Source organism: Staphylococcus shinii (assembly GCF_017583065.1).
Classification (GTDB): Bacteria; Bacillota; Bacilli; order Staphylococcales; family Staphylococcaceae; genus Staphylococcus; species Staphylococcus shinii.
Map to the genome: position 1 here is coordinate 389594 of NZ_JAGEVL010000005.1, position 12470 is coordinate 402063.

12 protein-coding genes are annotated in these 12470 nt (G+C 32.1%); 7 read left to right on the forward strand and 5 right to left on the reverse strand.

Annotated elements, in window-relative coordinates:
* The first annotated feature begins 357 nt into the window (after positions 1 to 357).
* From J5E45_RS08310 to pcp, 3 genes are read left to right on the forward strand one after another with little or no spacing between them, the layout of a single operon-like run.
* Positions 358 to 1062 carry a DUF969 domain-containing protein gene (locus tag J5E45_RS08310; protein ID WP_208182000.1) on the forward strand — a complete coding sequence of 235 codons (705 nt, stop codon included), beginning with the start codon at positions 358 to 360 and terminating at the stop codon, positions 1060 to 1062.
* Positions 1055 to 1981: a DUF979 domain-containing protein gene (locus tag J5E45_RS08315; RefSeq protein WP_069792313.1), complete on the forward strand. Its 927-nt coding sequence runs from the start codon at positions 1055 to 1057 to the stop codon at positions 1979 to 1981. Before J5E45_RS08310 ends, J5E45_RS08315 begins: the two co-directional genes overlap by 8 nt.
* Before the next feature lie 31 nt (positions 1982 to 2012).
* Positions 2013 to 2654 carry a pyroglutamyl-peptidase I gene (gene pcp, locus J5E45_RS08320; protein ID WP_039067339.1) on the forward strand — a complete coding sequence of 214 codons (642 nt, stop codon included), beginning with the start codon at positions 2013 to 2015 and terminating at the stop codon, positions 2652 to 2654.
* Positions 2655 to 2748: 94 nt separating this feature from the next.
* Here pcp and J5E45_RS08325 read toward each other — a convergent pair whose 3' ends face one another.
* From J5E45_RS08325 to J5E45_RS08335, 3 genes are all read right to left on the reverse strand, one after another.
* The gene (locus tag J5E45_RS08325) at positions 2749 to 3249 is read right to left on the reverse strand and encodes a GNAT family N-acetyltransferase (RefSeq protein ID WP_039067338.1); all 501 of its coding nucleotides are present in this window, start codon (positions 3247 to 3249) and stop codon (positions 2749 to 2751) included.
* A gap of 131 nt (positions 3250 to 3380) precedes the next feature.
* Positions 3381 to 4190 (reverse strand): membrane protein insertase YidC, encoded by an 810-nt coding sequence (gene yidC, locus J5E45_RS08330; protein ID WP_101049872.1) that lies wholly within the window; start codon positions 4188 to 4190, stop codon positions 3381 to 3383.
* A gap of 139 nt (positions 4191 to 4329) precedes the next feature.
* Positions 4330 to 6351: a cation:proton antiporter gene (locus J5E45_RS08335; RefSeq protein ID WP_208182001.1), complete on the reverse strand. Its 2022-nt coding sequence runs from the start codon at positions 6349 to 6351 to the stop codon at positions 4330 to 4332.
* 174 nt (positions 6352 to 6525) lie between these two features.
* On the opposite strand from J5E45_RS08335, the gene J5E45_RS08340 reads away from it, so the two are divergent.
* The gene (locus tag J5E45_RS08340; protein ID WP_208182002.1) at positions 6526 to 7335 is read left to right on the forward strand and encodes a metallophosphoesterase; all 810 of its coding nucleotides are present in this window, start codon (positions 6526 to 6528) and stop codon (positions 7333 to 7335) included.
* Positions 7336 to 7462: 127 nt separating this feature from the next.
* On the opposite strand, the gene J5E45_RS08345 is transcribed toward J5E45_RS08340, so the two are convergent.
* Positions 7463 to 8074 carry a C39 family peptidase gene (locus tag J5E45_RS08345; RefSeq protein ID WP_208182003.1) on the reverse strand — a complete coding sequence of 204 codons (612 nt, stop codon included), beginning with the start codon at positions 8072 to 8074 and terminating at the stop codon, positions 7463 to 7465.
* A 185-nt stretch (positions 8075 to 8259) separates the two neighbouring features.
* Here J5E45_RS08345 and J5E45_RS08350 point away from each other — a divergent pair, with 185 nt between their 5' ends.
* A complete protein-coding gene (locus J5E45_RS08350; protein WP_208182004.1) occupies positions 8260 to 8724 on the forward strand; it encodes a GyrI-like domain-containing protein in 465 nt (154 codons plus the stop codon).
* Between the two features lie 206 nt (positions 8725 to 8930).
* Here J5E45_RS08350 and J5E45_RS08355 read toward each other — a convergent pair whose 3' ends face one another.
* Positions 8931 to 10133, reverse strand: a complete 1203-nt coding sequence (locus tag J5E45_RS08355; RefSeq protein ID WP_208182005.1) for a putative multidrug effflux MFS transporter TcaB — start codon at positions 10131 to 10133, stop codon at positions 8931 to 8933.
* 281 nt (positions 10134 to 10414) lie between these two features.
* On the opposite strand from J5E45_RS08355, the gene J5E45_RS08360 reads away from it, so the two are divergent.
* Both J5E45_RS08360 and J5E45_RS08365 read left to right on the forward strand, forming a co-directional pair.
* Positions 10415 to 10795 (forward strand): GtrA family protein, encoded by a 381-nt coding sequence (locus tag J5E45_RS08360; protein WP_039067330.1) that lies wholly within the window; start codon positions 10415 to 10417, stop codon positions 10793 to 10795.
* Positions 10796 to 11127: 332 nt separating this feature from the next.
* On the forward strand, positions 11128 to 11997 hold the full coding sequence (locus J5E45_RS08365) for a cation diffusion facilitator family transporter (protein ID WP_069792320.1): 870 nt from the start codon (positions 11128 to 11130) through the stop codon (positions 11995 to 11997).
* Positions 11998 to 12470: the final 473 nt, after the last annotated feature.

The window sequence follows — 12470 nt, forward strand, 5'->3', positions numbered from 1 at the left end:
CTTCTCTATCTTTGGCAAGGAGAAGATGGCTATTATCCATTGTTTTACTCCAGCCAACGTCTTTTTAATGGAATCAATTGGGCGATACACTTATGTGTGTTGCCCTTTTTCTATATACAAATTGTTATAACATAAAAATATTATCAAATGTTTAAGTCAGCGTGTTCATGTTGGCTTGTTATGTACAAATATGAATAATTAATATTAGTCTAGCCAGTTTAAGTGCAAGTGTTTTCTATTAGTAATATTAAAAAGTACTAATAATTATGACGAACGGTTATAAACTATTGAAATTTCGATAATTTTTATTGTATTTAGAAAATTTAAAATTATAATGTAGGCATAAGGAGGGGTTTTATGGAGTGGTTAAAGTTAATTGGTATTCTAATTATTATATTGGGGTTCCTGTTTAAGATTGATACGATTGCAGTGATTTTAATTGCTGCTGTTGTTACTGGTCTCGTGTCTGGATTAGATTTTTATTCCATTTTAGAAACACTGGGTAAAGCGTTTGTTGATAATCGTTTAGTTACATTATTTATATTAACGTTACCAATGGTTGGCTTGATTGAACGATTCGGTTTGAAAAAACAAGCTTCTAACATGATAGGAAAAGTGAAACGAGTTACAAGTGGACGCCTGATGACAATATATTTACTAATTAGAGAAATTGCTGGCGTGGCTTCAATACGCATCGGTGGTCATCCTCAATTTGTGCGTCCACTGATTAATCCAATGGTTCAAGGGGCGTTAAAAACTAGATATAATTTGAAAGACGATGAAGTTGATGAAGCAGACATAGAAAAAATAAAAGCACAAACTTCTGCAATGGAAAATTATGGAAACTTCTTTGGACAAAATTTATTTGTCGGTGCTGCAGGGGTTTTATTAATGGTAGGGACATTTCAATCATTAGGCATTAAGGTAGACGCAATTGAATTAGTTTTGGCATCAGTACCCATAGCTTTAATTGTATTAGTGCTTGTCTGGCTTAATAATATAAGATTTGATAAATATTTAGATAAAAAATATAACTCAAAGCAGGTGAGCCGTGATGAGTGAACAAGTATTAAATAATATCTTAGAAGTTTTTTATATTTTAATAGGTTTACAATTACTATACACTGCTTTTCGGATTTTGAAGTCTTCTACCCATAAAAAGAAGTATGGCACAGCATTATTTTGGATTTTGTTAGCGGCAACATTTATTGTTGGTCCTTATATCCCAAACGTAATTAATGGTTTATTTATTTTAATGATGGGGATACTGACTTTATTTAAACAAGTGACAATTAATAATATTGTTGATGTGACTGAAAAAGAAGGGCTACATGGTGCCCAAAAATATGGGAATAAACTATTTGTTCCAGCTGTCATCTTAGCAATTGCAGCTATCGCTGTTTCCAATTGGACGCCTTTAGGTGGCGCAATAGGTTTAGGCGTTTCCTCTATATTAGGGTTAATAGCTGCATATATAGTAATTAAACCTAAGATGAAATATGTGCTTTATGATAGCGACCGTCTAACGCAACAAATTGGTACGGTGGGTATTTTACCTCAATTTTTAGCTGCTTTAGGGGTGCTATTTACTGTAAGTGGAGTTGGAGATGTTATATCAAAAGGTATTTCGTCTGTATTACCAGAAGGAAATCACTTGATAGGTGCAGCTGCATATATATTAGGTATGGTATTTTTTACTATGTTAATGGGAAATGCTTTTGCTGCATTTACAGTAATTACTGCAAGTATTGGTATTCCGTTTGTCATCGCACAAGGTGGCGACCCTGTTATCGCAGGTGCATTAGCTATGACTGGCGGATTCTGTGGTACTTTGTTAACCCCAATGGCAGCTAATTTTAATACATTGCCGGTAGCATTATTAGAAATGAAACAGGAATTTGGCGTTATCAAAGCACAAGCACCGATTGCACTGATACTTATAGTAATACATATTGGCTTAATGTATGTATGGGCGTTTTAACTGATTTCAATTGAAAAAGGAGCGTTTTAAAATGAGAATCTTAATAACTGGATTTGATCCATTTGGTGGAGAAGAAATTAATCCCGCATTAGAAGCGGTGAAACTATTACCAGATAGTATTGAAGGACATACGATAGATAAGTTAGAAATACCAACTGTCTTTCATAAAAGTAAACATGCAGTTGAAGCACGTATGAAGCAATATGATTATGATGTTGTGTTAGCAATTGGACAAGCAGGCGGGAGGTTTGAATTAACACCAGAGCGTGTTGGTATTAACGTTGATGATGCACGGATAGCAGATAACGAAGGTCAACAACCGATTGACGAATGCATTCATCAAGATGGGGCACAGGCGTATTTTTCAAACTTACCTGTAAAACGTATGACTGAAGCTATTAAAGCGAGTGGTGTGCCTGCACGTTTATCTAACACGGCTGGAACCTTTGTATGTAATCATATTTTATATCAATTAGGTTACTTACATGCAACGCAATTTCCTAATATAAAATTCGGTTTTATTCATGTGCCATTTATCCCTGAACAAGTAGTAGATAAACCCGAAAAGCCTTCAATGTCTGTGGAAACGATCCGAAAGGGATTAAATGCTGCATTAGAAGCTATCATTGAGTCTGACGAAGATATTAAAGTCGCACTTGGAGAAACACACTAAAGTAAAAGTTAACAAATTCTATTGTATAATATAAACAAAGGGGTAGGAAATCTTTAAAACAAGATTTCCTATCCCCTTTTTATTTGTGTTGAATTTAATTATCGTGTTCAGTACGTGTGTAATCCATGCGAATTTCGTTATATGTTTTGCCGAAGAAAGTAGGTTGTTTATATGGCGTTTTTTTAAATCCAACTTGTTCGTAGAAATTAATAGCGTTAGTATTTTCTTCTACAACCCAGAGTGTCACGTTATCTGGATAAGATAGCTCTAGTGCTCGTTGTGTTAAAGCATAGCCAATCATATGACGTTGATACGCTTCTAAAAGATACAACGCGTATATCTCACTCCAATTGTCAGATTCTGAAATAGATTTTGTTTTACCATAAGTGATAAACCCTACAATCTCTCCCTTGACGGTTGCTACTAAGGTAGGAAGATCGTGTATAGAGGACTTCTTAATAAATTGTTCTTTATCAAGATTTTCTAAGTAGTCGTTTTCAGAAATGTGATTATACGTTTTTAACCAACTCTCGTAATGGACATTGGCTTTACCATGACGATCTTCTTCCGTCAACTCTCTAATTGTAAAATCCATAGAAAGCCCCCTTACTATACTAAATTGATGTTATTATAGCATCATTATTTTGAAAAAAGAAATTTTTCAATTCAAATAAATTATAAAAAGCAAAAATATTAAGTGTTTAAATAACAAAATTTTAAATACATTTAAATCGATTTACGCTCATTTAACTGATCTTGAAGGTGATTTGCTTTGTTGCGTGCAAGTTTACCGTAATATGAATGTGCAAAATGCATTTGAATAATTAAAAATAATCCACCAACAGTCCAATATAGTCCAAGTGCTGCAGCAGAATGTAGGGAAATATATGTGATGAATATAGGTGATAAAACCATCAATATATAGTGTGTTTTTCTTTGGTCTTTAGGATAGTGGCGCGCATTAACTAACGGTTGGAAGAAATATACTACTGCTGCAATTAGCGAAATCCAAAGATTAGGTTCTGTTAAGTTGAACCATAAAAAGTCTGGATAACGATCAATGCCATCTCCTGTAGGATACTTTAAAGTAATAATTAAACCGAATAATATAGGCAATTGTATAAGTATAGGTAAACATCCTAGAACATTTTTTAAAGGATTAATATCATATTGTTTATAAAGATTCATTAGCGATTGTTGTGCTTCGTTTTTTTCTTCTTGTGAATTCGCATTTTTAATATTATTTCTCACCTCGTCAATTTGCGGTTGAACAATTTTTGTTTTTTCGCGCATCATATGCATGTTTTTTACTTGTGCAAGCATAAAAGGAAGCAGAAATAGTCTTATTAGTAACACGATTGTGATGATTGCTAAACCATAATTATCTTTGTATAAATGTCCTAATCCATGTAACAACATGTCGATTGGTTGGACAAAAATTGAATAAAATAAGCCGCTTTTAGCTTCGTCTGTAGAATAATCACAGCCAGTTAAAAATAGGGGAACTAATAATACAATGAGCCTTTTCCAATACATAATATATTTCCTCCAATTAATGTATTAATAAATATAACTTTAACACAATTGAAAAATGATTTTAAGGCTTTATATTTATATTGTAATAATGTAAAAAAGTCACTACCCCAAGGTGAAATTGGATGTAGTGACAGTAGTTTTATTTTGAAGTCAATATGATTTCATTATAATTAATATGTTCTCTAACTTGTGCAGCGACATGTGCATCTAGTTGTTTATTTTGAATTAGTTCATCAAGATAAGCTCTTTGTAAATATAACCCTTCTAACTTATGTGCTTCATTTGTTGTGACAGGTGTTTCATTTTGCTTATTACGATTTCTTCTAATTCTGTGCAGTCTGTTGTAATACTGGTTTAAAACGATGTTGACTTCTAATACATTTTCATTTGTTTGTTCTTCTTTCAAACGTATTGCGACATTATGATGTACGATACGCATAACTTTTTTTACTTCTTGAAAATTTGATTTGAATTGTTTTATCTGTGAACTCTCTTCATGTTTTTTTGCTCTCCATCTTAAAATCAACATTTTAATAACAACCTTAAATTTATGAACAGCTGATGATTCTTTAAATTGTCTTGATGTTTCTATAGCTGAGCGATAGTTCAAAATCGTTTGACGGTCAACTTTATTTTGAGTTACTAAACGTTCTAACGTTTCTGTCTCTACTTCGCCAGCAATTGTTTCTAGTCGTTTGACCTCTTTAGCATTATTTTCTTCTGGCGTCATTTGCAGTAGGAAGAATAGTTCATCAAAATAATCAGAAATAACTGTACTATAATTTGTGGACGTTTGTGCTTTAGACTTTGCTTTAAAATCTTTAATAACATGCTGTACTATATAAATTTTTGCAACCGCATAGCTCATAGTGGTTGATGTTGTTTTCTCTTCTGAAGGCGTAATAATAGGTAGCACGATTTGTGCCATAACTAAACTAATAATTACCATTAAGGAAGCAATAAATAGTAAATCATTTTTATAAGTAAAAGTTTGTTGTTGTGCTAATAAAGTAGGCAATGTTAATGCCATAGAAAGAGAAATTGTACCGTGAATCCCACACATTGTCATAATAAAAGCGTAGTGTACACGTTTTGGTGGCACTTCATATTGGTCATTAAGATACGATTGGATATTATTTGGATAATAAAATTGTTTGAATAACATAAAGACCCAGATGAAACGGAAAACATAAATAGCTAATGCAATGAGTAATGTTGTAATAATCAGGAATATAATGTTCTGCGGTTCGTCTTTGAAAATTGAAGAAACAACCTTAGGTATAATATAACCTAATACGACGAAGACAAAGCCATTCAGAACATAACTTAATGTACTCCATATCTGATTATAGTTCATTTGTAGTTCGGTTTGAGCACGAATCAATCGTTCACGTTCAAATCCATGTATTAAACCAGCCACTACCACTGCAATAATCCCCGACGCGTGCAACATCTCAGAAATAAAGTAGACGACAAAAGGTGTTAATAATTGAATGAATATCATTGTATTACCATCTTTAAGACCCTTGTTCATGGATAGATAAACACGGAGTCGTACAATCATGAAGCCAAAAATTGCACCTATCAATATGCCTAGAATAGTTGAAATAATAAATTGTTCGATTGCATCGAACGCAGAAAATGCACCAGTAACAAGTGCAGTAACAGCGATTTTGAAAGAGATGATACCAGCAGCATCATTTAATAACGATTCACCTTCTAATATAGTTAACGCACCCTTAGGCAATATTTTTCCTTTAGTAATAGCTTGTACAGCGACAGCATCTGTGGGGCAAAGAATGGCTGCTATCGCGAAGGCAGCAGGCATGGGCAATTCAGGCCAAATCCACCCAATGAAATAACCTACACCTATCACAGTTGTAAATACTAACGCCATCGCCATTAAAATAATAGGTTTGCGATATTCTAACAGTTTAGACCTAGATACATGTGTGCCCTCAACAAATAGTAATGGGGCAATCACAGCCATCATAAATACTTCTGGTTCAAATTCAAAGTGTAAGGGGATAGGAAGAATATATAAACAAACACCTAACCCAATTTGAATGAAAGCCATTGGTATCTTTGGAAACTTGTTATGTATAATTGAACTAATAATCACTGCTATAATAAATATTAAAAAAGCTTCTAATAATAACATATTTACTCCTTATTTTTTTGATTGTTTTATATTACCATTATCACAAAAGCATAGATAGTAATTTTAAAAAACAATTGACTTCAATACTTATTAATTTATAGGCGCATGATTTAAAAGTTAATATTCAAATGTGTCATAATAGAGGTGTTAAGATAATAGAGGAACGTGATAGTAATGAAAATAGGTGTCATATCAGATTTGCATATTGATCGCCACAAGAGATTAACACCAGAGGATTATACACACGAATTAGTAAATGCTATACAGAAACGAAAAATAGAACTGTTACTTATTGCAGGAGATATTTCTAATAATTATAAATTAACGCATAAGTTTATCTATGATGTAGAGACTCAATCACATATAAAAATATTATTTATTCCAGGAAATCATGATTTTTGGGCTACAGATACGGATGCATCGTCTGCTGAAATTTTAGATTACTATATGAATATGGAAGCGTGTTTGATAGGTAAACCATACCATCTCAATGACTCATGGGCGATTGTTGGTAATACAGGTTGGTATGACTATACGTACGCAAGTCCAGAATTTTCACTTGAGCGTATAGCTCGTAGAAAATACTATGGCGCAACTTGGCAAGACAAAGTTAAAATAGATTGGCCTATGGAAGATAGAAAGCTATCGACGATTGCAGCAAAACAAACAATTAAAGATATAGAACAAGTGAAACATAAACATATTATTTTAATGACGCATATTGTGACACACCCTAGGTTTGCCGTACCAATGCCTCATAGAATATTTGATTATTTTAATGCTTTTATTGGGACTTCTGATTTTGATGCGATTTATCAACAATATGATATTCGATACAGCATTATGGGACATGTCCATTTTAGAAATGTCTTTGAAGAACAGGGGGTAACATATATTTGTTCATGTCTCGGTTATCAAAGAGAATGGCGTTCTGATAATATAGCGCAAGAAATTAATCACGCTTTATATACCATTAACATATAGTGAAAAGAAGCGACCATAAAGATAACATGGTCGCTTCTTTATTATTAAATTTATTGTAACTACATATTGAAGCACCTGATATAGCCATTTATTAAGTAACTGATTTTTATTTAGCGTTCAAAAATAATTACGTTTGTATATGAAAGCTCAAACGGCCTGGTGCGTTGTAACTTTGTGCTAACTTTGATTTTCTAATTTTTATTACTTGGTATTTATTAGGTATTAGTGCTGGAAATACAATTGATTTTCCTATATGTGACCATAGGGGGTCGATGTAATAGTAATTATTATCATCATAGCCAATGAGTAAAGTAACATGGATATTAGAAACTAATTTAGTTGGTTGATTATCTAATTTATAAGTACGACGCAATGGTCGTTGTCCGAGTACGGTATGATAAATAACAACAGGTTGACCACTATCTAAAACTGCACATAAATCCGTTAAAGATTGCCCCGTACTATCTATAATATGTTGATCATAGCGCTTTAGATGTGGGACGAGGGCAGAAGGGAAAATAGTTTGATGGTGCCCCCATTTAATCCATAAGTGATGACCTACGTATCCTTTATAAGGATTATTTTTATGTTTAGGCCAATGTTTCATTATTTGAGTAGCTGGTATTTTATGCTGATTAAACTGTAACATCATTGCTGTAGATACCCCTTCACAGCCCATAACCATTGGTATTGGAAACAACTGACTGATTGGCTTAACAGGTAATATATTTAATTTCATGATGACGCTCTCCCTAATGATTTTATTCCAATGTAAAAACGAAGCAACTTTACATTTCATTTATTATATATTTATTCTTAAAAATTACCTATTAAGATGCTTAAGCAATCTGTTAATAGCTTAGAATAGATATTGCTATGATGTTTTGGTTATAATAACAGAAAAATGAATATGGGGGATTACATATGAACCATAGAATAGAAACACTACCAACATTATCTGTAGTGGGAGAAAAAAGAGAATATGCTACAGGACAAAAAGCACAAGAAAATATTTTTATGTTCTGGATGGATTTTGATGAAAGTGGTAAAAAACACGACTTATTAAAATTAGGTTACGAACGTTTACCAGGTCTCTTAGGTTTATGTAAACCACTCGATAATGGGGAAATGCATTATTTAATTGGGGTTACTAGTGATGATACTAATACAACTTGGCAACAAACAGAAATAGCAGGCGGGAGATACATTGTGTTTGATGCTGAAGGTCCAGTACCAAGTTCTATAAAAAAAGCTATGGAATCTATTAATAGATATATCTTACCATCATTAGATTATGAATTACGAAATGCGCCATTTTTTGAGTTTTATAAAGAAGGGGAAATTAGAGCTGAAGATTATATTACAGAAATATGGTTACCAATTGTTTAAATTAAAAATAGATTAATTAAAATAGGGGCAGGCTAAAAATCAAAAATTTAAAACTTGATTTTGTAAGCTCGCCCCATATAATTGGCTAGGATAGAAATGAAATTTACATATAGCTTTCCATTCCAGTCGTATTTGACTAGTTAATCGGTTTTGTTAGCATTGTTAGTTTGTTATTCTATACACTCTAAAATGTTGGCTTTTAGAATTTATGCGTTATGTTTAACTAAGATAGATTTTAATAATACTTCTAATAAAATAATTAATATAGTAGTAATCACTAGAATAATAAGGTAAGACATAACGCTGTATTCACCTTTTAAGCCTACAAGAGGGGACATAATCCCGCCCAAAATAAATTGGAATAAACCGAGTAAACTCGATGCGTTACCACTGCCACCAGTTCTTGATTCCATAGCTAATGTGAAACTTAGTGGACCAATTCCAGTTACAGGACATACATTAAGGAAAAATGCGATGATTAATACCCATAATGGTAAGTGGAATATAAGCACGAATATAATTAACACAACGCCTAAAATCTGTATTAATGTCAATAATACAAGAAGAAGATAGCGATTCATATATTCTACGAGTAAGGCTGTTAATTGACTCATAATAATTAAGCCGATACCATTTAACGCAAATAAAACACTAAATTGTTGCGGTGTCATATCGTATATCTTCTGTGTAATAAATGGTGCAGCAGAGGAAAAACTAAAGAGCATCACATAAGTTAATCCTTGTAAGAGCATTGGAATGATAAACGCTGGTTTCTTGAGTAAATATCCAAAGTCTTTAAATATTAAGGGAAAATTAAGTTTTGTAAGATCTGTATCTCTCGTTTCTTCCATTTTGAAGAATGCAAAAATTAATATTGCAAAGCTAACAACGGTTAAAATTAGGAATATTGCTTTCCAATTTGAAACACTTAAAGCATATCCACCAATTAAAGGTGCAAGGATAGTGATAATCCCATTAACGACTAGTAAAGAGGCTAATCCCTTAGCAAGAGATTTCCCTTTGTGTTGATCGCCAATGGATGCTTTGGCAATAACGATGGCGCCTCCCCCAGTTAGCCCTTGTATAAGGCGTATTATTAGTAAAAGTGAAAGCGATGTTGTAAATACCGCTATTAATGAAGCGATGACGTATATTGAAATAATAAGTAAGGCTATTTTCTTACGCCCATACGCGTCAGATAGAGGGCCAAAAGTAAATTGTCCAATTGCAAGCCCAATCATAGCAAACGACAGTGTAAGTTGTACTTGTGAGGTAGTTGCTCCAAAATCACTCTGTACATTTGGTAGTGATGGTACGTACATATCTATTGTTAAAGGTCCAAAAGTAGTCATAATACCTAACATAATAATGACCATCAAAGGCAGTTGGCGATTGGTAATTTTATCCATATAAAGTACTCCTTTAAGCACAGTTAGTTACGTTATAATAAAGAAAAATTGAATGTTTAGTAACTAGATTATTATCGCACATGTGAATATAAATGCAATGACAAAGTTACATATTTAATACGTGCACACTATTCGAGATATTATTTTTAATATATAATACAATTTATTATGATGAAATACTGATTTATAAGCAATATATTTATACGTATTTCACCTTGGTAAACAAATTATATTTTATTGTAGTATGGAGATTTTAGATTGGCACACAAAGGAGAAAATTGATGGATTTAACCAAGACACAATATGAAATTATAAAATTTATTCTTGTTGGTGGAATTAACACCTTTAATTATTACGTAATTTATTTATTTTTATTAAAGTTAATTGATATAAATTATTTAGTCAGCCATATCAGTGGATTTATAGTTAGTTTTATAGTCTCTTATTATCTAAATTGTTATTTTGTATACAAAGTAAAACCTACATGGCGCAAATTTATTCAATTCCCATTAACTCAAGTAGTTAATATGGGGATGCAAACCATCTTATTATATATATTTGTACAATGGTTCCACATTTCATCTGTTATCGCACCATTTGCTGGGCTTATTATTACTATACCAATTACGTTTGTATTATCTAAATATATATTAAGAGACTGACACCAAATTAAATTTTGAGGAAATGACATTGATTATTGAGCATTATTAGTTGTCCTATCTGTATTTTGGAGTGGCTACGATAATGCTCTTTTTATTTAATACTACTATATAACCAAAGAACTAGTAGGACACTAATAGAAAAGATTGAAGATACATCAGGACTTTCAACTTTATAATTTTAATTTTTGCACAATTTAACAGTATGTTTTAGGAATGGCTAAAAAAATAATTAACTAAAAAATATTAAATAATTTTATAATAAAAAATGTTGTAAATATGCTTGTGATAGGTCATAATATATAATCCAATATCAATTAAGGTGGATGTAGCACATGACACAAAGTGAGAATTTAAAACTTGCACAAAAAGGTGCATATCTGAGTTTAATCGTTTATATCATACTTTCTATTTTAAAATTTATAGTAGGGTATATCTATGATTCGGCAGCGGTAAGGGCTGATAGTATCAATAATATGACAGATATTATTGTTTCATTAGCAGTTATTATTGGTTTGAAAATTTCTATTAAACCAGCAGACAAAAACCACCCCTATGGTCATTTAAAATCTGAGAATATTTCATCATTACTGGTTTCGTTTATTATTATGTTTGTTGGTATTCAAGTAGTAATTGAAAATCTGCCGAATGTATTTTCAAATGAACACAGTACACCGAATGCGGTCACGATTTATGTCAGTGTTATTAGTGGTTTGATTATGTTAGCCGTTTTTACTATCAACCAAAAGCTTGCAAAGCGTACGAACAGTAGTTCGCTTAATTCAGCAGCCAAAGATAATTTATCAGATGCTTTAGTTAGTATTGGTACCGCAATAGGTTTAGTATTTACTCAGTTTGGTTTACCGATCATAGATACATTGCTAGCAACTGTTTTAGGTTTGCTTATTATATATACAGGTTTCGGTATTTTCAAAGAAGCTATATTTACATTAAGTGATGGATTTAATGAACAGGAGCTAGAAGCATATAAGAATTATGTATTAGACATTGAAGAAGTGATTGATGTCCATACAATTAAAGGTAGATATCATGGTAGTAGTATTTTCGTTGATGTAACAATCGTTGTAGATTCAGATTTATCATTAGAAGAGGCGCATCATATTTGTGATAAAGTGGAACAACATATGCATGGTAAAGGTATATCGTCTGTCTATGTACATCCCGAACCTGCATCAATACAGTAAAATCTATTACTATAATAAAAAAATATAATTTATCAATTTCAGACAACTGAATTGCTATATAGAAACAACGTTAAAAGCTAATATAGTATTTTGCGTTGTAGTGGGTTAAAACAGAAGTTTCAATTGATAATATTAGTTGAGCGATGTTATGAAATTTATATATAAGGTCCTCGTTAATATATTTAAGTAGTGTTTATTAAATTTTACGTAAGGGCCTTATTTTTTAGTATTTTAATGTAAAATTACATACGGATGCGACGTATTTTGGCACGGCTCATGAGGGAACAACGCAAGCTAAAGACTACAGTCTGAAGTTGTCCCCTAAGAAAGCGAGTCAACAATGCGAAGTATTGAATAAAAAAATAAGCACTTAGATGAATTGAATAGAATCAAATCATCTGAGTGCTATTTTTCTGGGATTTATGTCCAATCTCATATCATTAATACGGAATTAGTCCCTTTTTTATGAATGA

Coding starts and splice junctions, on each gene's coding strand:
- J5E45_RS08310 (WP_208182000.1), top strand. CDS start 358: ATGGAGTGGTTAAAGTTAATTGGTATTCTAATTATTATATTGGGGTTC.
- J5E45_RS08315 (WP_069792313.1), top strand. CDS start 1,055: ATGAGTGAACAAGTATTAAATAATATCTTAGAAGTTTTTTATATTTTA.
- pcp (WP_039067339.1), top strand. CDS start 2,013: ATGAGAATCTTAATAACTGGATTTGATCCATTTGGTGGAGAAGAAATT.
- J5E45_RS08325 (WP_039067338.1), bottom strand. CDS start 3,249: ATGGATTTTACAATTAGAGAGTTGACGGAAGAAGATCGTCATGGTAAA.
- yidC (WP_101049872.1), bottom strand. CDS start 4,190: ATGTATTGGAAAAGGCTCATTGTATTATTAGTTCCCCTATTTTTAACT.
- J5E45_RS08335 (WP_208182001.1), bottom strand. CDS start 6,351: ATGTTATTATTAGAAGCTTTTTTAATATTTATTATAGCAGTGATTATT.
- J5E45_RS08340 (WP_208182002.1), top strand. CDS start 6,526: ATGAAAATAGGTGTCATATCAGATTTGCATATTGATCGCCACAAGAGA.
- J5E45_RS08345 (WP_208182003.1), bottom strand. CDS start 8,074: ATGAAATTAAATATATTACCTGTTAAGCCAATCAGTCAGTTGTTTCCA.
- J5E45_RS08350 (WP_208182004.1), top strand. CDS start 8,260: ATGAACCATAGAATAGAAACACTACCAACATTATCTGTAGTGGGAGAA.
- J5E45_RS08355 (WP_208182005.1), bottom strand. CDS start 10,133: ATGGATAAAATTACCAATCGCCAACTGCCTTTGATGGTCATTATTATG.
- J5E45_RS08360 (WP_039067330.1), top strand. CDS start 10,415: ATGGATTTAACCAAGACACAATATGAAATTATAAAATTTATTCTTGTT.
- J5E45_RS08365 (WP_069792320.1), top strand. CDS start 11,128: ATGACACAAAGTGAGAATTTAAAACTTGCACAAAAAGGTGCATATCTG.